This is a genomic window from Collinsella aerofaciens (assembly GCF_040926185.1).
GTDB lineage: Bacteria > Actinomycetota > Coriobacteriia > Coriobacteriales > Coriobacteriaceae > Collinsella > Collinsella aerofaciens_BC.
Genome location: NZ_JBCOIQ010000003.1, coordinates 145,217 through 169,380 on the forward strand (window position 1 = coordinate 145,217; position 24,164 = coordinate 169,380).

General features: G+C 59.1%; 19 protein-coding genes. 8 read left to right on the forward strand and 11 right to left on the reverse strand.

The annotated features are described in order from the left end of the window. The 7 genes from AB5750_RS02585 to AB5750_RS02615 form a co-directional block, all read right to left on the reverse strand. Positions 1-1,328, reverse strand: a 1,328-nt coding sequence (locus AB5750_RS02585) for a GH25 family lysozyme (protein WP_368154899.1), incomplete at its 3' end; no start/stop codon positions are given. A 147-nt stretch (positions 1,329-1,475) separates the two neighbouring features. Then, entirely contained in the window at positions 1,476-2,630 is a 1,155-nt protein-coding gene (locus AB5750_RS02590) for an NlpC/P60 family protein (RefSeq protein ID WP_368145439.1), read from the reverse strand. 36 nt (positions 2,631-2,666) lie between these two features. Next, positions 2,667-4,592, reverse strand: a complete 1,926-nt coding sequence (locus AB5750_RS02595) for a hypothetical protein (RefSeq protein ID WP_368145391.1) — start codon at positions 4,590-4,592, stop codon at positions 2,667-2,669. A 30-nt stretch (positions 4,593-4,622) separates the two neighbouring features. Next, positions 4,623-7,745, reverse strand: coding sequence for a C39 family peptidase (locus AB5750_RS02600; RefSeq protein WP_368145390.1), 3,123 nt, complete (start codon positions 7,743-7,745; stop codon positions 4,623-4,625). A gap of 130 nt (positions 7,746-7,875) precedes the next feature. After that, positions 7,876-8,349 carry a hypothetical protein gene (locus AB5750_RS02605; RefSeq protein WP_368145389.1) on the reverse strand — a complete coding sequence of 158 codons (474 nt, stop codon included), beginning with the start codon at positions 8,347-8,349 and terminating at the stop codon, positions 7,876-7,878. Positions 8,350-8,393: 44 nt separating this feature from the next. Further along, on the reverse strand, positions 8,394-9,140 hold the full coding sequence (locus AB5750_RS02610) for a DUF3307 domain-containing protein (RefSeq protein WP_346976803.1): 747 nt from the start codon (positions 9,138-9,140) through the stop codon (positions 8,394-8,396). Next, a complete protein-coding gene (locus AB5750_RS02615) occupies positions 9,137-9,955 on the reverse strand; it encodes a SatD family protein (protein ID WP_346976804.1) in 819 nt (272 codons plus the stop codon). Before AB5750_RS02615 ends, AB5750_RS02610 begins: the two co-directional genes overlap by 4 nt. Positions 9,956-10,106: 151 nt before the next feature. Between AB5750_RS02615 and AB5750_RS02620 the strand changes: the two genes are divergently transcribed. The 3 genes from AB5750_RS02620 (at position 10,107) to AB5750_RS02630 (ending at position 13,532) form a co-directional block, all read left to right on the forward strand. After that, complete coding sequence (locus AB5750_RS02620; protein WP_368145388.1) at positions 10,107-11,207, forward strand: glycosyltransferase family 2 protein; 1,101 nt, start codon at positions 10,107-10,109, stop codon at positions 11,205-11,207. A 4-nt stretch (positions 11,208-11,211) separates the two neighbouring features. Beyond that, the gene (locus AB5750_RS02625; protein ID WP_368145387.1) at positions 11,212-12,156 is read left to right on the forward strand and encodes an acyltransferase family protein; all 945 of its coding nucleotides are present in this window, start codon (positions 11,212-11,214) and stop codon (positions 12,154-12,156) included. A gap of 356 nt (positions 12,157-12,512) precedes the next feature. After that, positions 12,513-13,532: a glycosyltransferase gene (locus tag AB5750_RS02630; RefSeq protein ID WP_368145386.1), complete on the forward strand. Its 1,020-nt coding sequence runs from the start codon at positions 12,513-12,515 to the stop codon at positions 13,530-13,532. A gap of 28 nt (positions 13,533-13,560) precedes the next feature. Here the strand turns inward: AB5750_RS02630 and AB5750_RS02635 are convergent, their stop codons facing one another. The 4 genes from AB5750_RS02635 to AB5750_RS02650 form a co-directional block, all read right to left on the reverse strand. Beyond that, entirely contained in the window at positions 13,561-15,357 is a 1,797-nt protein-coding gene (locus tag AB5750_RS02635) for an AAA family ATPase (protein WP_368145385.1), read from the reverse strand. Positions 15,358-15,559: 202 nt separating this feature from the next. Beyond that, positions 15,560-17,338, reverse strand: a complete 1,779-nt coding sequence (locus AB5750_RS02640; RefSeq protein ID WP_368145384.1) for a VgrG-related protein — start codon at positions 17,336-17,338, stop codon at positions 15,560-15,562. Between the two features lie 128 nt (positions 17,339-17,466). Continuing rightward, positions 17,467-17,886 (reverse strand): HI0074 family nucleotidyltransferase substrate-binding subunit, encoded by a 420-nt coding sequence (locus tag AB5750_RS02645; RefSeq protein ID WP_368145383.1) that lies wholly within the window; start codon positions 17,884-17,886, stop codon positions 17,467-17,469. A 12-nt stretch (positions 17,887-17,898) separates the two neighbouring features. Beyond that, a complete protein-coding gene (locus AB5750_RS02650) occupies positions 17,899-18,330 on the reverse strand; it encodes an RrF2 family transcriptional regulator (protein WP_055310594.1) in 432 nt (143 codons plus the stop codon). A gap of 224 nt (positions 18,331-18,554) precedes the next feature. Here AB5750_RS02650 and sufC point away from each other — a divergent pair, with 224 nt between their 5' ends. From sufC to sufU, 5 genes are read left to right on the forward strand one after another with little or no spacing between them, the layout of a single operon-like run. Next, a complete protein-coding gene (gene sufC, locus AB5750_RS02655) occupies positions 18,555-19,355 on the forward strand; it encodes a Fe-S cluster assembly ATPase SufC (RefSeq protein WP_368145382.1) in 801 nt (266 codons plus the stop codon). A gap of 12 nt (positions 19,356-19,367) precedes the next feature. Then, entirely contained in the window at positions 19,368-20,780 is a 1,413-nt protein-coding gene (gene sufB, locus AB5750_RS02660) for a Fe-S cluster assembly protein SufB (protein ID WP_368145381.1), read from the forward strand. Then, positions 20,780-22,051 carry a SufB/SufD family protein gene (locus tag AB5750_RS02665; RefSeq protein WP_368145380.1) on the forward strand — a complete coding sequence of 424 codons (1,272 nt, stop codon included), beginning with the start codon at positions 20,780-20,782 and terminating at the stop codon, positions 22,049-22,051. The genes sufB and AB5750_RS02665 overlap by 1 nt, the downstream gene beginning before the upstream one ends. Beyond that, the gene (locus tag AB5750_RS02670; RefSeq protein WP_368145379.1) at positions 22,048-23,373 is read left to right on the forward strand and encodes an aminotransferase class V-fold PLP-dependent enzyme; all 1,326 of its coding nucleotides are present in this window, start codon (positions 22,048-22,050) and stop codon (positions 23,371-23,373) included. Before AB5750_RS02665 ends, AB5750_RS02670 begins: the two co-directional genes overlap by 4 nt. Further along, complete coding sequence (gene sufU / locus AB5750_RS02675; RefSeq protein ID WP_006235557.1) at positions 23,366-23,800, forward strand: Fe-S cluster assembly sulfur transfer protein SufU; 435 nt, start codon at positions 23,366-23,368, stop codon at positions 23,798-23,800. Before AB5750_RS02670 ends, sufU begins: the two co-directional genes overlap by 8 nt. The last annotated feature ends 364 nt before the right edge of the window (positions 23,801-24,164 follow it).

A 24,164-nucleotide genomic window follows, 5' to 3' on the forward strand; every position in this document is an offset into this window, starting at 1 on the left:
ACGGCCTCGACGGCGCGGCCCTGGCCGGTGGTGCCGCCCTCGGAGGCCGAGGGGGTGTCCCAGCCCTGCCAGCCGATGCCACTTACATTGGCGTTAATTTGCACAGAGCCGTCTTCAACAGGATTCAAGATGCTGACCTTAAGATCCTCCACTGATTTAGACTGCCCCGTTGTGCCAGCCGTAGATCCATCGCGCTTGCTGCTCATCCATCCAATATTCGAGACATGCGCCTCATACTGAATATGCATCTTTCTGTCATCTACGTTCAGAAGAGAACCGTTGAAGCAGTAGTTCATGTCACAGCGTCCGTTAACGCCCGGGACATTGCCACTGCTTGAATACTGCCAGAAACTGTAGCTGCCAGCATAATCGCAACGCCAATTATATTGAGCGACCCAATGGTCATAACCGCTCAACGACGGAGAATTCAGGTAGTTGTTAAGCCAGTTAAGGTTCGCATAGATACCCGACTTAAAGCCAACGGCCTCCATACGGTTGCAAAAAGCCTGCGCAATCTGAGTAAGCTTATCCTTGCTGAAATCCGGATCTTGCAAGATATAGCTGTCCTCAAGGTCATAATAAACGGGAAGCGACGGATGATGGCCACCGAGCCAAGCAAGTGTCCTGTCGGCCTCTTTATTGGCATCCTCTACAGAACGGGCATAGGAGTAGTAATACACGCCATAAGGAATGCCGAGACGTTCACATTCAACAGCGTTTCTTTCAAAAGAACCGTCAGGTTTTCCGTAAACCGGACCGACCTTGAGAATGGCAAAATCAATCCCCGCGGCCTTAACCTTATTCCAATCAACAGTTCCTTGATGATTGCTGACGTCGATGCCGCGTGCAACAGCGCCATTGGGCAAAGGATCGTCAGTTAAAGACTGCGCATCGATGTCGCCATTGTCCGAATCGATAAGCACGCCGTTTTCGAAACGCCAAGAGTTCGGTTCCAAAGAGTCCGCTTCGCAGGAATTCATCTCAGTGGAATCATCGGTTGGAGCTTCACCGTTTGACTCGTCAACACCAGATTCTTCAACGCCAATTCCAGGCTGTTCGCCGGAATCCGAATCTGTTTCCCCATCAGGACGAGCAGCATTTGCATCGTCACCATACCATTCGGTTACACCCTGAGAACCCGAGGCATCGTCCTGCGCTCCCTGAGAACTTGCACCTTGAGATTCGTACTCGATCGATGTTTGCGAGACCGACTGCGAGGCAGCGGCGGCCTGGACTGACAGCGCATACGCGCTGTAAGGCTGAATGATTTGCGACCAGCCCATCAATAGCGTACAAACCAAAGCCGCAGACGCTTTGAGACGTTTCATGTATATCCCCCGAGACATTGACCACATGTAAAGACCGAATAGCCGCTATATTACCGCACTTCCATACGGGCAATTAAAGCTTAGAAAAGCAACGTTAAGCATACAGTCAAAAAGAGGCGCTCCTACAACGGAGCGCCTCAACAGACTCTATGCGAAAGGCCTAGCGGCACCGATTACACGACCTGGAGCATTGACCGAACGCTCGGTCACACCGATCCCCGGCCACGAATCGATAATTCGACCGTTTCCGATATAGATTCCAATATGGCCCTGGTAGTAGACCACATCTCCCCTCTGCATAGCAGAGGTGCTAACTGGCATAAACGTGTTGTTGCGATACCAGTTCATGGAATTGTATGTCTGCTCGGGCAACCAACGATGGTTATAGGGGTTATACCAACCCATATCCATGCCTGTCGCATACAGACATTGCAGTACCAAACCTGAGCAATCAACCGCATCCCCCGGCCAAGAAGACCAAGGCTCGATATAACGCGTTCCGATATATTCACGAGCACGCTGGACGAATGCGTTGATGCAATCCAGTCGCGAAGCATTGTAAGGAATTCGAGAAGGCGTGACATACGTGAAGTAACCGGTGCAATACGAAGGAAGCTGCACGCTATTGCAACTAACCTTTGGATAAGATCCCGGGGTCTGATACCCCATATAACGATAGGTCTCAAAATACGAATCAGACATAGAGCCTGGTGCGGAAGCGCCCCTGGGGACAATCTTTACCTGTAAAGCCTGAACAGGAATGGCAAGCTTTGTGGTGCCCGCCGGTGATCCATTTTTGGTCCAGCCAAGCCATCCGTAATTTGACACATGGACGCGATACCAAACATCAAAGTAATTCGAAACGTCGCCAGTCAAGTTAATCTTAACGGCCTGGATTTGCTGCCCTTGGCCAACAGTTCCCGATGTAGCCCCGTCCGCAACAGCAGACTGCCAACCGATATTGGATACATGGGCAGAATACGAAATGCCGCCACTCATGGAACTATCAGAAAGGGACAGTTGCATTGCCTCCATGGCACGGTTCTGCCCAACCGTTCCAGCAACACCGCCATTGCCAACAGATGCTTGCCAGCCAAGACCGGAGCAATTTGCCTTAGCAGATAGACCGGGAAGCTGGATCAACGCAGCATGATCTTGAACGGGAGCGTCGGACGAACCCTTGGCAACCAACTTAATTTGAATTGCCTCGGCTTGCTTAGACAACCCAACGGTGCCAGCTGCGGCGTCATTTTTAGCCCAACCAAGCCAGCCATAATCCGCCGCATGAACACGGTAGTAAATATCGTATTTTGAAGCGTCTTTGCCAGATAGCCTTAATTAAACCGCCTGAATTGCGAGACCCTTGCCAACAGTGCCAGCGTAGGAAGCACCCGAGACGTATGGTTGCCAACCGATATTCGCAACGTGTGCCGACACTTCGACGGAGGCATCAATACCCTGCGTCGAAACATACAACGCCTGCAGAGAACGAGACATACCTGTCTGACCTGCAGTTTCGCCATTGCCAACGGGAGCCAACCAGCCTGCAGAAGCAACGTGCGCTTGAGAAATAAGACCGATTCCGGACGCCTCGATAAATGCATTGGCAGTGGAGCCAGGCGAAGACTGACCCTTACCTACAAGTACAACATCGATACCGCACAAACCGGAAGAACCACCAGAGACGCCACATGCCTGACCATTTGACGTCCAGCCCGTCCAGCCATTACCGGAATCGTATACTCGATACCAGATGTCATAATTGGCAGCGAGCTGGCCGCTCAGCGACATTTTTATCGCTTTTATGGGTGCACCGGATACCGCCTTGGCAGCACCGCCATCCGATACAGAAGCACCCCAGCCTGAATATGCATCCATAACGGCATAGGAAATTGATCCGTCATCAGTCTGGCCAGCAACGCTTAAGGCAATAGAGCTCAGCAGTTTAGCGCCCTTGCCCCCGATCGTGGCCTTTTGACCAGAAGAGGAGCCAAGACCCTCCCCAGAAACGGCCGATCCGGAAACCGTAACAGCATCTGGATCGCCGATAAAAACCTTGTCCGAAGAGCCGGGAGCTGCTCCGCCTTTCTCCACAAGGATTACCTTAACCGCTTCGATAGCCCTGCCTTTACCGGCAGAACCAGCGGCAGCTCCATTGCAAGCCCAATCAAGCCAGCCTATACCCGAGACATGAGCACAGTACCAAATATCATATTTTTCAGCTGCCTCACCGGTTAGACGAATCTGGACGGCTTCGAGACGCTGGGACTTACCAGTCGTTCCACAGCGCCCCTCAGACCACTGCTGCCAGCCAACATTAGAAACATGGCCACGAAGCTCAATGGAGCCCGAGTGACCATACCAGCCAAGCTGAGCCTCAAGAGCCTCCATGGGGAGGCCCCTACCAGTTGTCCCGGCAACAGATCCGCCACCTACGGGCGACATCCACCCAATATTCGACGTATGTGAGCGAACAGTGATTGAGGCAGGTTCATCGCTACGGCTCTTAAAAGGACAGGTGGTGTCGCCCGGGGCGGGGTCGCCCTTGGGCAGGACCGCGACCTGGACGGCCTGGACGGCGCGGCCGTAGCCCGCCGAGCCGGCGTCGGCGCCGTCGCACGCCCAGCCCAGCCAGCCGAACTCGGCGGAGTGGACGCGGTACCAGACGGCGTAGCGGGCCGACAGCTCCCCGGACAGCCTGACCCTCAGGGCCTCGACGGCGCGGGACTGGCCGGTCGTGCCGGCGGTGCCGCCGTTGCCGACGGCGGCCTGCCAGCCGACGTTGGAGACGTGGGCCTCGACGGACACGGCGTTTGCAATCTGTTCTTGAGAGGTGGCTCCATCCACTTCAAGTGAGATTTTCAGCGCCTCAAGATTCAAGCCCCTACCCGTCGTTCCGGCAACCTTGCCCGAACCAACCGGATCCATCCAGCCAATATTCTGCACATGGGCAGAAACACTAACGTTTTTGACGGTGAGCTGATTGCTAGAGGCAGAGTCAGCGGCAGCGGCTTCGTTAGTCTCCCCCGATAAAACCTGCTGCGCGTCTTGAGGCTCGCAATCTACGGAGCCAGCATCCGATTCTTGCCCCTCAGAGATCGGCTCAACTTGATTGGAAGAAGAGCCTTCAAGATGAAAGCTGCTTGAATCATCAGATCCGTCAATTGAATAATCGGCATATGCAGCAGTCACGGCCCATGATTGACTCATGAACAGCGCAACAACCACAAGTATAGAAACGGACACATCTAAGAGACGCTTCACGATTCCACCTTCCTTCGACTTCGACGGCGCTTATTTTATGACGACCGCCTGAGCTCCTCGTTGCGTGTATAGCGAAGCAATGCGCTGAGCTGAGTTAGAGACATAGCCAGCGAGTGAATCGGCAATGTAAACGGTACCTAGGGAGCGATTAAAGCCTCTTAAGACAACGGTGTGAGAGTTGGTATAGGTTCGATAAACCCTTCCGCCGTAAGCCTGGGTCGCATAGCAACTTCCCAGGTTTTGCATACCTATCGTTGACCAAATAATAACGGGATGTCCAGCTTCCAAGTACGAATAAAGGTCATAGAAACCAGTACCGGTCACATCGTAGGCTCGCAAACTACTGCCACTACTAATCAAGAAAGAATTAGCGGTATTGGTCAGTCCGGGAGCAGATATGCAGTTCCCATTCGAAGCGCTATGAGGATTGCCCAAAAACGCCGTAACAAAATCCCAACTGCTCTTAGGCATATACGCGTCTGCAATGACGGTTTTACCCAAACCAAATCCGTAATAGTTAAGCGCATTGGTCAATGCAACGGACTCGCAGCCAGTCGGAAGCTCAGGGTTCTGCATTGTACAAGGGACGTTGAGAACAACCGAATTCGGATGCAGCGGGCGGTCCCTGTACGCGCCGTCCGTCGGGCCCGGGGCCGCCGAGCCCTTCGCGAGGACGCGGACCTGGAGTGCCTCGACGCGGTAGCCGATGCCGGTCGTGCCGGCGCGGGCCCCGTCGCTGGCCCAGCCGAGCCAGCCGTAGTCCTGCACGTAGGCGCGGTACCACACGTCGTAGTACTCGGAGAGGTCGCCGGTCAGGCGCATCTTCACGCACTCGACCGCCCTGCCCTGTCCGGTGGTGCCCGCCACGGCGCCGCCCGAGACCTCGTCCTGCCAGCCGACGCCCGAGACGTGGGCGCTGTAGGACAGGCCGCCGGAGACCGGCGAGGAGACCTCGGCGGCGATCGCCTCGACGGCGCGGGCCTGGCCGGTCGTGCCGGCGGTGCCGCCGTTGCCGACGGCGGGCTGCCAGCCGACGCCGGAGACGTGGGCCCTGAGGCTGAGCGAGGGGACGGAGAGCTCGGCGGGGGCGCCCGTCGAGGGGGCGTCGCCGCCCTTCTCGACGAGGACGACCTGGAGGGCCTCGGCCTGGACGCCGAGCCCCTCGGTGCCCGCGGCCTCGCCGTCCTTGGCCCAGCCGAGCCAGCCGTAGCCGGCCGCGTGGACGCGGTACCAGACGTCGTAGCGCTCGGAGACGGGGCCGGAGAGGGACACCCTCACGGCCTGCACGGCGCGGCCCTGCCCCACCGTGCCGGCGTAGGAGGGGGCGGAGGCGGCGTCCTGCCAGCCGATGCCGGCCACGTGGGCCGCGACGGAGACGGAGCTCCCCTCGCCCGCCCCCTCGAGGGAGGCGCGCACGGCCTGGAGCGCGAGGCCCCTGCCGGTCGTGCCGACGTCCTCGCCGCCGCCCACCGCGGGCAGCCAGCCGCGCTCGGCGACGTGGCCCTGCAGGACGAGCGACGGGCCGGAGGCGGCGCCGGAGACGTAGGCCCCCTCGGCCGGGCCGGGGGCGCCGGAGCCCTTCGCGACGAGGGCGACCTGGACGGCGGTGAGGCCCGACGCGCCGGACTCGACGCCGGAGGGCTCGCCGGCGCTCGCCCAGCCGAGCCAGCCGCGCGCGGAGTCACAGGAGCGGTACCAGACGTCGTAGCGTTCCGCGAGGCCGCCGGACAGCTCGAAGCGGACGGCCTTGAGCTGGAGCCCGCCGCCCGAGGCGCCGAGCTGCGCCCCGTCGGAGCTGGCCTCCCCCTGCCAGCCGGAGCCCAGCAGCAGGCCGCGGTAGCAGACCGACCCGTCGGACTCGAGGTTGTCGACGGTCGCGGCGACGGAGCCCAGCACGGGCCCCCTCTCGGAGCCGAGCGTCAGGACCCCGCCCGAGAACGACGAGCCCGCCGGCGAGCCGGAGACGGAGAGGGACGACCCGGACAGGCGCTCGCCGGCGCCGCGGAAGGCCCCGCCGGCCGGCCCCGGCGCGGCGCCGCCCTTGGGGACGAGCACGACCTGGACGGCCTGGACGGCCTTCGACAGGCCGACCGTGCCCGCGGACGCGCCGTCCTTGGCCCAGCCGAGCCAGCCGTAGTCGGAGCAGTGAACGCGGTACCAGACGTCGTAGGACGAGGCGGCCTCGCCGGAGAGCCTGAACTGGAGCGCCTCGACCGCCAGGGAGCGCCCGGTGGTGCCGGCGGTCCCCGAGGTCCAGCCCTGCCAGCCGACGTTCGAGACGTGGGCCCTCACCTCGAGGGAGGAGGATCCGTGCCCGTACCAGGAGACGGAGCCCGAGAGGGCCTCGAGGGCGCGGCCCTGCCCGGTGGTGCCGGCCACGGCGCCGTCCGAGACGGCGCCCTGCCAGCCGATGCCGGCGACGTGGGCGCGGTAGGAGACCGAGGGGGGCTCGGAGGACCTGTCGACGAAAGGCGTGGAGGTGTCGCCCGGGGCGGGGTCGCCCTTGGGCAGGACCGCGACCTGGACGGCCTGGACGGCGCGGCCGTAGCCCGCCGAGCCGGCGTCGGCGCCGTCGCACGCCCAGCCCAGCCAGCCGAACTCGGCGGAGTGGACGCGGTACCAGACGGCGTAGCGGGCCGACAGCTCCCCGGACAGCCTGACCCTCAGGGCCTCGACGGCGCGGGACTGGCCGGTCGTGCCGGCGGTGCCGCCGTTGCCGACGGCGGCCTGCCAGCCGACGTTGGAGACGTGGGCCTCGACGGACACGGCGTCGGCGCCGAGGGGCTCGCCGGTCGAGGCGTCGGACAGGACGAGGCGCAGCGCCTCGAGGGGGAGCCCCCTGCCGGTCGTGCCGGCGACCTCGCCGCCGGCGACGGCGCCCATCCAGCCGATATTGGAGACGTGGGCGGAATAAGACAGCGAGACGGCAGTGGCCCCATCGGACTGCGCGGCCTCCGCCTGGCCCCCGTCGGCCTGGGCGGTTTCGGCCTGGGCGCCGGACTCCCCGCCGGCGGGCTGCGCCTCGCCGGGGAGCGGCTGCGTGTCCCCCGCCGCGGCGGGGGCGGCGTAGGCCGCGGGCCCGCACAGGGCCAGGGCGGCCGCGACCGCGAGGACGGCGGCGGCCCCGGAAACTCGTTTCATGGAGCGTTTCATGGAAAATCCCCCTAATCTAGCAACGGTTTAGAGTCTACTAGATTGGGGGGACGGGGGCCAAGCCGGATGGACTATTTGCCATTTGGCCAATGAGTGTTTACCGACGGCTGAAAGCAGCGTGGCTCAAAAATCAGTGCCCACCCAAAACTCTTTTAAACGAAGGACTCTCACTGTCAATCAAACTGTTCCCTATTGCATAAACAAGATCACTTGCCTCGTCTTTTGAGAAGCAGTCAGTATCTTCCATTTGCTTCAGCTGTTCATAAATACTGTCAAGGAATTCCTTCTTCGATAGGCTCTTATCGAATAACAGGCCTTTGTTCCCTTTTCGCATTGCGCTAATTCCAGCGTTTCTAATGAAGTAAAAGCAATTACGAATATCGCTTTCATAAAGAAACACGTCGATAAAATCAGTCTCCAGCATGTCTTGCAACGGACCCGGATCACGAACGTAAAGAAACGATACCGCCTCTCCAGCAAGGAACCCATCAAAGGAATCGCAATAATCGCCGCGAAATAAGCCCGGCCGCATAGTCAAGCGATGTATGCACGGCTTTAATTTATTAATAAGTTCCCGATGGAATTCAACAGATAGGACATCCATAGACGGCCTCTCAATCCTTCACCTATCTAACGTTTCTAATAACTTCAACAAGCGGTGCCGCTAAACAAATAACTAAATAAGATCGCAGAAGCCATTGCCAAGAACACGCTTGCCAATGAACCCAGCAAATAAACCTCAGCGAAATCCTTGTCACTTTCCAGCTGCTTAAAGCGCGCGATACTTTTTGCAGTAAAAATAAATGCAATAGCCGAATATTGGTTCAGCAGGGAAAGCGCCGCGACAATCAGTCTTTCAAATATTCCAATCCACTTGCCTGAATGTGCGGTTGTCGTATCCGCCGACTGCTCAACACCCGGGTTTCGAAGAGATTGGAGCACCTTTGCAATAACAATGCTACAAGGGCGTCCACAAAAGCACAGTGTCGAAATCCAAGAGAGCTCCGCTCCACGAGCGCCCAAGAGATTCGAAGCAATTGGCCGCATGGCCCACAAATAGCAACATAGAACGCTCAATATGAGCAGAATTATAATGTGCAGCACTTGATCGGCCAGAAAACTACCGACCGGCGAAAGGTCAAGTCCTGCAAACGCTCTTCTCAGGCTGCCATCGATAATCCAATGTGAAAGGGCAAATACTGTAAAGGACGCAGCAATGGCGGTTGCACTCGCCTCAAACAGAAGAGCTACTGTTGCTGCGGCGCCGGCCGCGTAAACTAAGCAGTGCATGGCAAGGGCAATTCTGCTGTATTCCTTCTCGCCTGCCATCTTATTCGACTGAAAATAAAAGTCGAACAGCATATGAAACAGAAGGAAACACCCGAATACTCTCATGCCATCTCCAGCTCATTAAGGAAATGAACGGCGAAAGCAGCCAGCTCTCTTTCTCTTACAACATTCGCGAGTCTAAGGCTTTTCTCAAGCCCCTGCCTCGTCTTCCCCATCGCAACGCCCATTTGCCCCGCAAGCCCTACATGACTAGCCCTGATGCTATCTACGTTGAGGTTGAGCGAGCTGCCCAACGCCACTGGCGCGCAATCGATCGGATTGCTTTTAGCGCCATACTTTTTGCCTATACGTGTTTCGAAGAGCTCAGTATACCTTTTGCTCAAAGTCGCGTCTGTGCCCTCGTGCAGCATTAGCGGCCGCAGCAACTCAACAACCTCGCAGTAATTACGCTGCGACTCGTTTCTGCGATCGATTATTTCCAGACAGCCCGCCGCGCATAGCTCTTTCTCACGCGAAACACCCGAAGCATCAATGATCTTCAAATTACTGTACTTATCTTTTTCGGACGCAGCAATTGCTCTGCGTGCACGATGGTATGCCGACCCGTCTTGCTCCGTCGACAATGCAGACTGCATCCGAGTTTTCCATTCTCCAACTCCGATACCACCCCTAAGATCAACCGTCTGGACGAGTATCTTGATAAATCTATATGCCAAGAAAGCGCCAGCCGTACTACGAAATAGGCCCTGCAATTCATCGCCCGCACTAAACATAAGCGGCATTTCGAGCTCAGTTTTAAACAGCTCGTTTGTGCAGTCCATAGCGTTCGCAAGATCTTCCTGCGCGCTTTGCCTCCTACTGTCCGAAAGACATCTCGAATGTCTCATATCAACCATGAGGGCCGAATAGCTATTGTTCATCAGGCTTCCTTTCCTCATGGCGATTATAGCAACTATTTTAGTTGCTTTCGCTCATTTGCAACGGTTTTAGTTTCTTTATGGCGGATGCAACTGAAATCGTTGCATTGTAATAGGCTATAATTCTTCCAAATCGCCTAGAGAAAGTGTTTGAATGCTGACCGTAATCGTGCCTACCTACAATGCCGAGCCGTATCTTTCTCAGGCTATAGGCAGTCTATTAAACGAAAACAAAATCGAGCTGGAGATCCTCGCCATCAACGACGGATCCACCGATAACTCGCTCGCCGTTATGCAAGAATTCGCTGCGCGCGACTCACGCGCTCGAGTGATCGATAAGGCAAACCAGGGTTACGGCGCAACCTGCAATCTGGGCATTCGCGAGGCAAAGGGCGACTGGATTGCCATCCTCGAGCCCGATGACTGGATCGAGCCCGGAATGTACTCCGACATGCTTGCCTTTGCCATGCGCGAATTTGGCGATCCGAACAAGCTCGATATTATCGAGACCCCGTATTGGATCATTCGCAACCCCGATACCCCCCAAGAGGTCAAACTACATTGCGCATATCGCGGTCGCATTAAACCGCATCGGCAACCGTTCACCATTCACGACGCTCCACACCTGCTGGCCCATCATCCGTCCATTTGGTCGGCAATCTATCGTCGCGACTTCCTGATGCAAAACAATATCTGGTTTAAGGAAATCCCCGGTGCGGGCTGGGCCGACAATCCATTCCTTGTCGAAACGCTCTGCCAGGCAAAGGCGATCGCTTACTGGCCCAAGCCGTATTACTGCTACCGCGAGGAAACACCCGAAAAGGCAGCCGCCCTGGCCAAGCGTGATCCCCTGATGCCGTTTAATCGCTGGAACGACATGGTCGATATTCTTGAGCGGCTCAACGTCACCGACCCCGCCGTTTGGACACCCCAAATCACACGTGGCTTCACCTATATGGGCATCATGATTGAGCACACCGGAATTGATGGCCACCCCGAAATCGAGCGGGCGATCCACAGGATGTTCGAACGCATGCCGCAAGAGCTGGTATTTGCCAATCCTCGCATTACCCCTGCGGCCAAAAAGCTCTATGCCGAGTATATGGGCATCGCCAACCCTAAAATCAGCTACTGCGCATACGCCAAGGACCTCGTGGGCGAGGGCCTGTATAACGTATGGAACAAGGGGCCCAAGCAAACTCTAAAAATGATCACATCGCACTTTGGTTCATACAACGCACGCGCTGGAAAATAGTCTGATGGGCAGCAAAACAAGCAGAAACACCTCCATCGAAGCGCTGCGCTTGGTAGCGGTCGCTGGCATCGCGGTATTCCACACGTTTCAGTGGACCTTCCAGGCCGTCTGCATCAGCGTGCCGGAATATGCACCGCTCGCCGCCTTCCCCTATTCGGGACTGCTGGGGTTCATTAACTTGCTTGGCTGCTGGGCCAACGAGGTCTTCTTTATGATCTCGGGCTATTTTCTCATCGCTTCGGCCGCGCGTGCTTGGGACGGTGGAGCAACGTGGAAGTCGCAAATGCAACGGACGGCGCAGCGCCTTGGCAAGGTCATTATGCCCACTGCGTTTTATTGCCTCGTGGCGCTCGCGTGGTCCACGGTCGTCTCACCCATTCCTGATGTAGCCCTCAACACGCACAACTGGTATACCCTGGGACTCGAGTTCATTTGGGTCTATGCCGCCACGGTCTTCATGGCGCCATGGTTTGGACTAGCAAGGAGTCGACTCCCCCGGAAGAGCTACACGGCGACGGTCATCGCCGTTGGCATCCTCGCATTTGTTGTTAACGGGTATTTAGCCGCTATGAGTGCGACAAGCGCCGGCGAGTTTTCTTGGCTCCAAAAGTTCATGAGCGCCGTCACGTACGTAGTCGCGTTTTTGATCGGCGGACTGCTCCGCGACGTTACCGATGTCATGGATTCGGACAGGGTGGGCGCCTTGGGCATGCGCTCGCTCGTAACGGTTTTGGTGCTCACCATCATCCTGGAAGGAGCACTCTCCTTCACCGACAACCTCACAGCGATGACAATCCTCTCCTACAAATCGACCTCGCTGATCTCGTTTGCCCTCGCTGCCGCCTGCCTGCTCTTTGCGGCAACCCGACGCAGTGCCTCAGGCAATCCGCGGACTGCAGGTGTCATCGTCACCTTATCGACCGCCACGCTTGGTTTCTATGTGATGTAGTCACTCACCAGTAGCCTGTGGCGTCCCGTCTTCAATACGTTGCTCGCAAACATACCGGTCAGCCAAAACAGCCCGGTAGCTATATACATCGTCACGGGTACCGTCATTAGCATCGTCTTTGCTCTGGCACTTCTCATCATCGATGCAGCCAGAAGCTTTATCGCTCGCAAGCTCAAGCGGCAATAGACACGCTGCCGTCAGACGCTAAAGCCGCTACAGCCGTGGCAGGTTCCTGCGTTTTATTCAAAGCTTGCCGTCAAGGTGCGCCGAGCCTTTACAATAGGACAGTCCCAAGGACGTATTCGATAGCTTCCGTGCAGCGCATGCGCGCCGCGCGTGAAAGGATATATTGCCCCATGCCTTCAACCCTTCCCGCCCCCATCGACAAGCTCGCCATCGTCGTCGTTACGTACAAGCGCCAGGAACTCCTGGCCAACTTGTTCGACTCCATGACCGAGCTCACAGCAACGCCCTGGCGCATCGTGATTGTCGATAACGAAAATTCGCGCGAGACCGAGGCCATGTGTACCGCATTCAACGAGCGCCTGGCCAACCTGTGGGGCATCGACACCGAGCAGCCCGACGCGCAGGGCGGCACCGACCGCGTTATCTACGCCCCGCAGCTCGAAAACGGCGGCGGTGCGGGCGGCTTCTCCGCCGGCACTAAATGCGCCTACGACTTGGGGGCCCAGTGGTTCTGGGTCATGGACGACGACGTGCTCGTCATCCCCGAAGGCATCGAGCGCTTGGCCAAGTGGACCGAACGCTACGACGTCATCCAGGGTTCGCGCCTGGACTTTGACGGCGGCGCCTTCTTTTGGCAGTACCAGCTCATCCTTTCGCTCGGCATTCCCAACCCTGTCGCCAAGTGGGACCTGGGACCCGAGGGCTACCGCGCCATGAACCAGCTGTGCTTTGAGGGCGGCATGTTCTCGCGCCGCGTGGTCGACAAGATCGGCCTGCCCGATGCGCGATTCTTCATCTACGGCGACGATGCCTGCTACGGCTATGTAGCCAGCCAGCACTTCCCCGCCGCCGTGGTCGCCGACGTGGTGCTCAAGCGCGCCCGAGCCGTCTCTAACTGGGACATTGCCGGCAAGCGCCAGCTCAACTCTACGAGCGACACCAACCGCTACTACATCATGCGCAACCGCGGTTATCTGGCACGCTACATGCAGATCTACGGCGACTACCACCCTGTGCTGTTCCGTCTGGGCAACGCCGCGACCTTCTGCAAGGAATTCATTCGCTTGGCTGCCGTTGACAAGTGCTTTAAGACCGGCATTCCGGCGCTGCGCCGTGGCATGAAGGACGCCCGCAAGATCGTTAAGGATCCCAACTGGAAGCCCATGCCGCCCCTGAAGGACGCGGAGTAGGGGGGGGCGCCCCTTCAGCATCGCCCCCCTACAGCCGCTGGTACACCGTAGCCACATGCTGTCCATCAAACCCAAACCCCCAGCGCATGCGACCCACGCCGGGGCGCGGCACACGGATTTCGTCGATGCCGTCGCGCTCTATGTCGAGTAGCGACTGCACGGCCAGCAATTCCAGGGCCAGCGCATCCACACCGGGGTCATACATCAAGTTAATCGTTATCAGCGGGCGCTCGCCCAGCATGCCAATCGTATCTGCTACGTCGAACACAGCACCCGTAGGGAAAACCTGGATGTCCCAGCGACCCGCGCCACACTTTCGCCTCGAGGCAGGATTGGCATAGCCCGGCAAGCCAAAGCAGAGCCCCTGCAAGAGCAGATGATATGGCAGCGGTGTATCTGGGTCGGTCGCACCGATTCCCGCATCTCCCAAGATGCGGCTTAGCGCCCGCCTCACGGTATCCTCGTTCCCATGGCACAGCCCGTCGCGAAACGCATCGACGTCTCGAATGTCTTCTGCAGCGCACTCAAACCACTCAATAATCACTAGACGCAAGGCCTGGCGAAGCTCGTTATTGGGCAATCGCAAAGCACGGAAGCGATCGCCATGCTCTGGCTCCTCAGTCATATCCGTCGTGAGAAAACCGGACAGATACAGCGCTGTCCACATGCCATCGTCAGGCGAGACATCTGGCTCTGCAGTGCCCAAACAAAGCGGGGCCTCAGCGCACCCATGGGCCTCGAGCAAATCAAACAAGACCGAAAGGCGGTCGAGATTCCACCCGGCAACTACCCTACTCAGGCAATCGGCATATCCATACAGATCGGCACGCACAGGCGCCGTGCAGCCTCGGCCCAGAAAACCGATCACACGCTCTGGACTCGAGCAATAGGCCCTGCCAAACCGATACCCCTCGAGCCATTCACGCGCATCATCCAGGTATTCCCCGCGCCCAGCATGATTCAAAAGAGCCTCGGCCTCGGCATCCGAAAAGCCGAACCAACGGTCACACCAGGTCGAAAGCGGCGTCGTCAGACAATACGAGCAGCAGTGCAAAGAAAGCGCCGCTTCGGCAGGGCCGGGACACTCCCCCATCAAACACGTCAGCCGCAACGAATCGCGCGTAGCAGCAATGGCGTCGAACAGCACGCGATCGAATAGATCTGCCGGATCGGCGCCGGAAGCGTCCCTCGCGCTCGCACGGCAAGAGCACGCCCCATCGTACCCATCAACGAGCAATACAACCTGCTCATCGTAGGCAATCTCCAGCAGCTCTATGAGCACACCGAGCACCGAGTCAACCTCGTCCGCGCTCGCCACGCCACGCGCGACACGTTCGACGTGACGCACCTTATCTCGAGCTAAATCCGGAGCCTCCAAGAGCGCCAACAAGCGAGCGCACTCGCCCGAAAGGGCATCGTGCACGACGCCGGCAACAGCGGGGCCACGCCTCGCAGCGCCAGAAAAGTCCAGCGATATCACCGGATAGCAAGCGTACTCATCCCGATAGCGCCCGCCGTCCGCATCCCAAATCTGAGCATCGGCAAACGAGATCCGACCGGTGCGACCGACCGCTGGACGCTCCAGAAAAGCCCTGAGCATCGACAAGTTCATGCTCTTGCCAAAACCCTCGGGTCGACAGCACACCACAACGGACGCGTCGCAGTCCAACACATCGGCAATAAACATGGTCTTGTCGACCAGCGTGCAGCAACCAAGAGCCTCCGCATAGTCGTGCATGCCAATGGGCAAAGCCGCATCGTCGGCACAGCCGATCAAGCGCACGCCAAAGCCAGCAGCACAATCAACATTTGCCTGTTCAGACACCAAAACGTTCCCCCTAAATCGCTGCACGATGCCAATTGTAATGACCGCCTCGCGCGTACCGACGACGCCGCGCGAACATATCGGGCAACGGTAGCAACAAGAGGTGTGAGGGGGCATAACTAATCGTTGCACAACAAAACGGGGCCCGATGCATTCGCACCGGACCCCGTCCCGACTCTTTAGTTATCTGGCAACCGAGAGGCTACTCCTCCGAGCTGTCCTCCCCAGAAGCCTTCTTCTGCTGATCGAGCTTATGCTTACCACTTACGATAGACGTAGCACCCAGTGTGGCCAAGCTCGCGCTGGCAAGGCTCGCCATCACGATCAAGTCGCCCGTCTTGGGCATGTTGCCGCCAGATGACTTGGTTGTGGTGGTCGTGGTGGTTGTAGTGGTAACCGTTTTGGAGTCATTTTGCTCCTGGACTTGGTTGTCAGCACCGCTCTTGTCGTCGTCTTCGGACTGTTTCTTTTCGCCCTCGGTCTTGCTCTCGTCCTTCTCCTGTTCGGACTTGTCGCCCTTCTCCTCAGAGCTAGAACCCTTATCGGATTCAGCCTTCTCGGAAGCCTTGTCCTTTGAGTCGCCCTTTGCGGCCTCGGTCTTTTCCATGGAAACCTGATCAGAGTTGTCCTTGTTCTGAGTCGAGCCATTATTGACGCCAGCCATCAGCGAAGAGCCCAACGTAGAACCAAGCTGCACGGAGAAAGAAGGCTTCTTGTCCGGCGAAGCAACGGGAGCGTCCGGCGCCTTATTCGAGTCGTCCTTGGAAGCATCGGAATCAGGGGTTGCGTCAGAGCCGGAGCCGTTGTTAGAGCCGGTGCCAACGGACGAATCGCTCGAGCCGGTGGATGAGTTAGAGGTGTCAGCGTCGGTCGAACCAGAAGCGTCGCTGTCCGTATTGCCGGCAGAGCTTGGAGACGAATCACCCGCAGCAGAGCCGTTCGAATCGGAGCCGTTCGAGGTAGAGCCGTCGTTGGTAGTGCCACCAGCAGAGCCATTACCGTCAGCATCGGTCGAGGGCGCATCCATCTTGTCATCGTTGGCATCGTCACTCGAGTCGTCATTCGAATCAGGTGTCGGCGAGGGCGCCGGTGTGGGCTCGGGCTGCACGGGCGTCGCGGCGGCAGCTTCGTCCTCAGCGATATAAACCAAGCAGTCCTTTAGCTCATTCTTATAACGGTTCTTCCAGCCCTCATGATACTGGGGCTGGCTCGAATACTTGGTGGCGACATTGTTGACCACGCTATTGGAGAGCGCCGTCACAAACTCACGGTCAGTCATATCATTAGAAAGATTCGCCCAGCGGAAGAAGTCCCTGCAGCCACCGGTGCCACACATGTTGGTGATGCTCCACACCATGCCCTTGACGCAATCGGCACGGCCCGAAATATCAATACCAAGGCCGCTCTTGAGCCACGCCTCGGTCACCGCATAGTACGAGTTGTACGCATAGGCATCTTGAAGTGCTGAGAACTCAACAGGATCGGTGTTGTACGCACCTTGGAAGGCATCCTGAGCGATACGGCCCAACTCGGTGAGCTGGTCGTTCTCGTACATGGCATTGCTCGTGTTGGAAATCTCGCTGCCGCGATCAATCGCATCCTTGAGCATGCAGTATTTTTCGGGGTTGTAGTTGTAGGCCTGCTTCATAAACGGGATGAGCGACCAACGACGGTCGAACTGGTAATAACCCAGCGCGTTGTAGCCGTCGCCATACGAAAAGCCCTGGTTGTAGTTGCCATGGCTCTCGTACTTGGTAAAGTACTTCATCTCGGGAGTCACGTTGACAAACGAAACGCCCTGGACCGACCTCAGCACGCCCGAGAAGGACTGTTGGGTGTAAAGGCCCTTATCGATATCGGTGGCATCCGAGGCAACGCCCGGCGTGGGCTCCTCGGCGGCGGCGGGTGCCGGCGCGGAAACGGCACCAAACGAAAGCGCCAGCGTCAGGCCCGCGACAATCGCAGAATGCTTGGGCTGCATAAGATCCTCCCTGCATTGGTGTAGTTAAAGTGCAGTTTGCAAAGATAGATTTAAGTATTGCAGCTCGCCCGTTATTGCACAACAACCCCTCGGTAAACGGCAACAACCCTCCGCGAAATCTTAAAGAATTAGACAAACTGGTCGTCGGACGCCAACAGAAGCTCGCCGTAACGTTTCGTCAGCCCGTCTCTCAACTGACAGAAAGCGGGAATATAGACGTTCAAGATGCGCTGAATCAAATCTTGAGCGAGCTTGTTGTCGTAGATATGGACGTTCGTATTGCGGTCTCTGAGCATATCCAGCCAGGCTGCCTCATCAATAAAGTCGTAGAATCGGTAGGACTCCTTCAAGATGGCGCGAGGAGACCCCGACGCGGCAAGCGTGGCGCCCTCATACTCGAGCAGACGCTTAAGGAGCGTAATTGAGAGACCGAAAACCTGCTCATAGATATACGCACATCCGGAGACAACATAGTCGTTATCGAAATCTTGGAATCGAGCTGTCTCTAGCAGTGCCAACCGCGAATCAAAGGCTTCGTACGACTTCACGAAAGCCAGCCCCTACAGCTTAATGTCAAAGTTGATCTCGGGAACGGCGGCCAAGTCGGCCAACGTCACGCCGTCGACGTACTTTTCGATCACGTCGTCCAAACCGCGCCAGAACTTGACGGTCGAGCAAAGATCGCTGCGAGTGCAGCTGTTGTCGATGCCATCGCACGCCACTGGAGCCGTGCTGCCCTCGACGGCGCGCAGGATGTCGCCGGCACGCACCTCGGCTGGATCCTTGGCCATCATGTAGCCGCCGCCCTTGCCGCGCACGCTCTTAAGCAGGCCCGCCTTCATAAGCGGACGAACCAGCTGCTCCAGATACTTTTGCGAGATATGCTCGCGGTCGGCAACCTCGCGCAAGGCAATCTTGCCCTCGGCGTCGCCCAGCGCCGCGATATAGATCATTAACCGGAGGGCATAGCGGCCCTTGGAAGAAATGAGCATACCTACCCTCCCATCGCATCTGGGACAACATAACCAGGTTTGTTTGTCCCAAATTTAAAGTAAGTGGGACAAACACAACAGGTTATTTTGTCCCAGAATTTGAAAAGTCGAGTGGATTAGTCGGGTTTTCCCTTGACTAACGCCGAACCCATAGTAACTTTATTCCGAGAAGATTCCTAGGGTTTAGTACACCTATGAGTACACCATATACAGAGAGGGACAGCATGAGCGCAAATCCGCTGCTTTCCATCGAAGGTCTGACCGCCTCCGTGGACGAGAAGACCATCCTCCACAACGTCAACCTCAACGTCGCCGCCGGCGAGACCCACGTGTTGATGGGTCCCAACGGCGCCGGCAAGTCCACCCTCGGCCACCTGGTCATGGGCGACCCCGTTTACACGGTCAACGACGGCCGCATCGTCTTTGACGGCCAGGACATCACCAAGCTCACCACCGACAAGCGCTCGCGCGCCGGCCTGTTCCTGAGCTTCCAGGCCCCGGTCGAGATTCCGGGCGTGCCGCTGTCGAGCTTTTTGCGCGCCAGCATCGCCGGCCGCCCCGGCCTGGAGATGAAGGGCAAGGAGTTCCGCCGTCGCGTCAAGGAACTCGCGGCCGAGCTCAACATGGATACCGCCTACCTCAACCGTGAGCTGGGCGTGGGCTTCTCGGGCGGCGAGAAGAAGAAGGTCGAGATGCTCCAGCTTTTGCTGCTGCAGCCCAAGCTCGCCATCCTGGACGAGACTGACTCCGGCCTGGACGTCGACGCCCTTTCCACCGTCAGTCATGGCATGGACGCTTACCGCAAGAGCTGCGACGGCTCCATGCTCATCATCACGCACAACACGCGCATCCTGGAGCACCTGGATGTCGACCGCGTCCACGTTATGGTCAAGGGCCACATCGTGCGCGAGGACGACGCCTCGCTGATCCCCTGGATCGACAAGAACGGCTTTGAGACCTTCGAGCGCGAGGCCGCCGAGCAGCGCGCCCAGGCCGAGGCCGCCGCTGCCGAGCAGCAGGCGTAAAGGGGCGACGCAATGACCAAGAACCGCACCGAGGTCGCGGACATCGACCGCAGCCTCTACGACTTCACCTTTGGCGAGGAGGGATTTGAGCGCCTCGACGCCGGCATCACGCCCGACATCGTGCGCGAGATCAGCGCCAAGAAGGACGAGCCGCAGTGGATGCTCGACCTGCGCTTAAAGTCCCTCGAGATCTTTAATCGTTTTCCCGACCCGACGTGGGGCCCCTCCATCGAGGGCCTGGACATGGATAACATCGTCACCTATGTCAAGCCCAACACCGACCAAAAGCACGACTGGGAGTCGGTGCCCGACGACATCAAGAACACCTTTGAGCGCCTGGGCATCCCCGAGGCCGAGCGCAGCTACCTGGCAGGCGTCGGCGCGCAGTACGACTCCGAGCTGGTCTACCACAACATGCAGGACACGGCGTCCAAGATGGGCATCGTCTACTCCGGTATTGAGGAAGCCCTGCATGACCCGCAGTGGGAGCCGCTCATCCACGAGAAGTTTATGACGCTCATCCCGCCCACCGACCACAAGTTTGCGGCCCTGCACGGCGCCGTGTGGTCGGGCGGCTCGTTTGTCTACGTGCCCAAGGGCACCAAGTTGGACTTCCCGCTGCAGAGCTACTTCCGCCTTAACGCCAAGGGCGCCGGCCAGTTTGAGCACACGCTCATCATCGTCGAGGACGATGCCGACCTGCACTTCATTGAGGGTTGCTCCGCGCCCAAGTACAACGTGGCCAACCTCCACGCCGGCGCCGTCGAGCTCTTTGTGGGCAAGCGTGCGCACCTGCGCTACTCGACCATCGAGAACTGGTCCAAGAACATGTACAACCTCAACACCAAGCGTGCGCGCGTGGACGAGGACGGCGACATCGAGTGGATCAGTGGCTCCTTCGGCAGCCACGTGGGCTACCTCTACCCCATGAGCGTGCTCAACGGCCGCCGCGCCCGCTCGAGCTTTACCGGCATCACCTTTGCCGGCGCCGGTCAAAACCTCGACACCGGCTGCAAGGTCGTGCTCAACGCACCCGATACCTCGGCAACCGTCGAGACCAAGGGCATCTCTAAGAGCGGCGGTATCCAGACCTTCCGCAGCTCCATCGTGGCCACGCCTAAGGCCGAGGGCTCCAAGGCAACCGTGAGCTGCCAGTCGCTGATGCTCGACGACCAAAGCCGCTCCGACACTATTCCAGCCATGGACATCCGCGCCAAGAACGTCGACATCGGCCACGAGGCCACCATCGGACGTATCGGCGACGACAAGGTGTTCTACCTGATGAGCCGCGGTATCTCGGAGGAAGAGGCCCGTACCATGATCGTCAACGGCTTTGCCAACCCGGTCTCCAAGGAGCTGCCGCTGGAGTACGCCGTCGAGATGAACAACCTGATCAAGCTCGAGATGGAAGGAGCGATCGGATAATGAAACAGACCACTAACACCGCTGCTACCACCCTTGAGCAGGTCAACGCGATGCCGGCCGCCACTTGGGGCTGGCTGAAGATGAATCAGACCAAGCTCGAGCTCTCTGACGAGCTTACCGCCGCTCCCACCGAGGCCGTTGAGGTCGAGGGCTTGGACGAGCAGTTTACTGGCGTGGCAGACGCGTTCGAAGCCGCCATGGACACCATGGCCGAGCGCTTCCCCGAGCGCCGCGCCTCCGCCCCCGGCGACGCCGCCGACCGCGCCCGCATCACGCCCGAGACCGAGCTCGACGTGCCCGCCACCTCCATCTACCAGGCCGGCGCCATCAAGCTCGAGGAGGAGCTCTCCCCTGCCGAGGCCTTCGAGACTGGCATGGGCGAGGCTACCTACACCTACCTGGCCGACCACGCCACCAAGCGCGTCGTCATCGATGTGCCCGCATACAAGCACGCCACGGTTACCGTGCGCGTGAGTGGCGTCGACGCTGCCGCGGCCATCGCCGCCATCGATGTCGTCGCCCGTCCGCAGGCAACGCTCGACCTGCGCATAGCCCTGGACTCCCCCGTTGCCGGCCAAGGCGTCGTGGGCTCCGCGCTACGCGTGTGCGCCCACGAGTACGCCACCGTCAACGTGACCTGCACGCAGACGCTCGACGATAGCTGGATCGCGCTCGACGACACCGGCCTGTTCCTGGACGAGGGCGCGCGCGTCAACGTGCAGCACACCGTCCTGGGTGCTGGCGCCAGCGCCACTGGCCTTGCCGGCGACCTGCTGGGCGATACCGCCAAGGTGACGATCGATACCGATTACCTGGGCGCCCGCGAGCAGGTGCGCGACTTTAACTACGAGCTGCGCCACCGCGGCCGCAAGACCGAGTGCGAGATCGACGCCAACGGCGTGCTGACTGGCACGTCCAAGAAGGTCTACCGTGGCACCATCGACCTCGTGCACGGCTGCAAGGGCGCAACCGGCACCGAGCGCGAGACGGTGCTTTTGGCCAACAAGGGCGTCGACAACAAGACCGTTCCCGTCATTCTCTGCGACGAGGACGACGTCGCCGGCAACCACGGCGCCACGATCGGCCACGTCCGCGACGAGCAACTGTTCTATCTCGCCTGCCGTGGCCTTGACCAAAACGCCGCCGAGGACCTGTTCATTCGCGCCAAGCTGGAGGACGCCGCGCTTTCCGCCACCGACGAGCGCACCCGCGCAGCCGTCGTCCGCTTGGGCAACAACCTGATCAACAACTTTGAAGAGGAGCTCGCATGATCGACACCGAGCACGTTAAATGCGATACCTGTACCGCACCGGAGCCTATGGAGCTCGACGCCAGTGACGAGGCCTCGCGCGGCTGGCCTACCGTCGACATCGAGACCAATCCCTACAAGGCACAGTTCCCGCTTTTCCAGCAGCACCCCGAGATCGCCTTCCTCGATAGTGCCGCCACCGCGCAGCGCCCCGCCTGCGTGCTCGACGCCGAGCGTGACTTCTATCAGCGCATGAACGCCAACCCCCTGCGCGGCCTGTACTCACTGTCCGTCGAGGCCACCGACGCCATCGCGAAGGTCCGCCAGCAGATCGCCGACCTCATCGGCGCCTCACAGGCCAACGAGGTCGTCTTCACCCGTAACACGAGCGAGTCGCTCAACCTGGTCGCCAAGAGCTTTGCACCCACGGTGCTCGAGCCCGGTGACGAGGTCGTCATCACCATCATGGAGCACCACTCCAACCTAATCCCGTGGCAGCAGGTCTGCCGCGAAACCGGCGCCAAGCTCGTCTACCTCTACCCCACCAAGACCGGCCAGCTCACCACCGAGGAGGTTCTTGCCAAGGTTGGTCCCAAGACCAAGATTCTGGCCGTGGGTCAGGTTTCTAACGTGCTGGGCGTCGAGAACCCGGTCAAGAACCTCGGCAAGCTCGTCCACAAGTACGGCGGCTATCTGGTCGTCGACGGCGCGCAGTCGCTGCCGCACATGCCGGTCGATGTGGCCGACCTGGGAGCCGACTTCTTTGCCTTTAGCGCACACAAGGCCATGGGCCCCATGGGCATCGGCGTGCTGTGGGGCAAGATGGACCTGCTGAACGCCATGCCGCCCATGCTCACCGGTGGCGAGATGATCGACTCTGTCACCGAGCAGGACGCCGTCTGGGCGCCCGTCCCCGAGAAGTTCGAGGCCGGCACGCAGGACGCCGCCGGCATCTTCGCCACGGGCGCCGCCTTTGATTACCTGGTCAACACGGTGGGTTACGAGAACATCCAGGCCCGCGAGCAGGCACTCGTCCACTATCTGATGGGCGAACTCATGCAGCTCGACTTTGTCCAAATCATCGGTTCCATCTACTGGGACAACCACCACGGCGTTGTGAGCTTTAACGTCAAGGGAATTCACCCGCACGACGTCGCGAGCATCATGGACATGGACGGCGTCTGCATCCGCGCCGGCCACCACTGCGCGCAGCCGCTGCTCACCTGGCTGGGCGTCGAGAACCTTGCCTGCTGCCGCGCCAGCGTGGCCTTCTACAACGACAAGGCCGACATCGACAAGTTCATCGCCGGCCTGCATCACGTTTGGAGCACGTTCAATGGGTAATCTGTACACCTCCACCACGTTTATGGAGCACAACTCGCACCCCGACTATAAGTACGAGATGGATGCTCCCACGCACGAGCACGACGGTATCAACCCCAGCTGCGGAGACGAGCTCACCTTGCAGCTGCGTGTCGAGAACGATGTAATCGAGGAAGCCTCGTTTACCGGGCACGGCTGCGCCATAAGCCAGGCCAGCGCCGACATCATGGCCGACCTCATCACCGGCGAGACCGTCGAGGAGGCGCGTCGCTTGGCGGGACTCTTCCTCGCCATGATCCGCGGCGAGAAGCTCTCCGAGGACGACCTGGAAGACCTGGACGAAGCCGCCCAGCTCCAGGACATCTCGCACATGCCCGCCCGCGTCAAATGCGCCGAGCTCGCCTGGCGCACCCTCGACGGCATGCTCGAGGGGCAAACAAACCAGTAGCTTATGCCCCGAATCCAAGGGTTTTGATTGCCGAGCCGCCCGATACGGGCGGCTCTGTTTTTACCTAATGAGCGCGGTGGCACAAAGTCCGCGCGTCCGGCGCCCCGTCTGACATTTGCCACACAGCCAGACGCGAACACGGGCGTTTTCCACAGCACCAAAGGCCTGCGGCAGGGCCCCGGGCCCGCCAAGCAATGCGCCAAGCCCCGTTCTGCGAAGCTCCGACTCGCTTCGCGCCTGCCGCAGACGGGTCCCATAGGGAGCGGCGTGCATTTTTGCGAGTATTCAGCACGCCAAGCTGTGTGTATACGCATCGAAAGCGTTAATCAACATCTTCAGGCGCATATATATTGTGTTTAGAACA

What these genes read in the sequence shown, in the direction of transcription:
- AB5750_RS02600 (WP_368145390.1), bottom strand. Translation starts at nt 7,745, where the DNA reads ATGAAACGCTCCATGAAACGAGTTTCCGGGGCCGCCGCCGTCCTCGCG.
- AB5750_RS02605 (WP_368145389.1), bottom strand. Translation starts at nt 8,349, where the DNA reads ATGGATGTCCTATCTGTTGAATTCCATCGGGAACTTATTAATAAATTA.
- AB5750_RS02610 (WP_346976803.1), bottom strand. Translation starts at nt 9,140, where the DNA reads ATGAGAGTATTCGGGTGTTTCCTTCTGTTTCATATGCTGTTCGACTTT.
- AB5750_RS02615 (WP_346976804.1), bottom strand. Translation starts at nt 9,955, where the DNA reads ATGAACAATAGCTATTCGGCCCTCATGGTTGATATGAGACATTCGAGA.
- AB5750_RS02620 (WP_368145388.1), top strand. Translation starts at nt 10,107, where the DNA reads ATGCTGACCGTAATCGTGCCTACCTACAATGCCGAGCCGTATCTTTCT.
- AB5750_RS02625 (WP_368145387.1), top strand. Translation starts at nt 11,212, where the DNA reads ATGGGCAGCAAAACAAGCAGAAACACCTCCATCGAAGCGCTGCGCTTG.
- AB5750_RS02630 (WP_368145386.1), top strand. Translation starts at nt 12,513, where the DNA reads ATGCCTTCAACCCTTCCCGCCCCCATCGACAAGCTCGCCATCGTCGTC.
- AB5750_RS02640 (WP_368145384.1), bottom strand. Translation starts at nt 17,338, where the DNA reads ATGCAGCCCAAGCATTCTGCGATTGTCGCGGGCCTGACGCTGGCGCTT.
- AB5750_RS02650 (WP_055310594.1), bottom strand. Translation starts at nt 18,330, where the DNA reads ATGCTCATTTCTTCCAAGGGCCGCTATGCCCTCCGGTTAATGATCTAT.
- sufC (WP_368145382.1), top strand. Translation starts at nt 18,555, where the DNA reads ATGAGCGCAAATCCGCTGCTTTCCATCGAAGGTCTGACCGCCTCCGTG.
- sufB (WP_368145381.1), top strand. Translation starts at nt 19,368, where the DNA reads ATGACCAAGAACCGCACCGAGGTCGCGGACATCGACCGCAGCCTCTAC.
- AB5750_RS02665 (WP_368145380.1), top strand. Translation starts at nt 20,780, where the DNA reads ATGAAACAGACCACTAACACCGCTGCTACCACCCTTGAGCAGGTCAAC.
- AB5750_RS02670 (WP_368145379.1), top strand. Translation starts at nt 22,048, where the DNA reads ATGATCGACACCGAGCACGTTAAATGCGATACCTGTACCGCACCGGAG.
- sufU (WP_006235557.1), top strand. Translation starts at nt 23,366, where the DNA reads ATGGGTAATCTGTACACCTCCACCACGTTTATGGAGCACAACTCGCAC.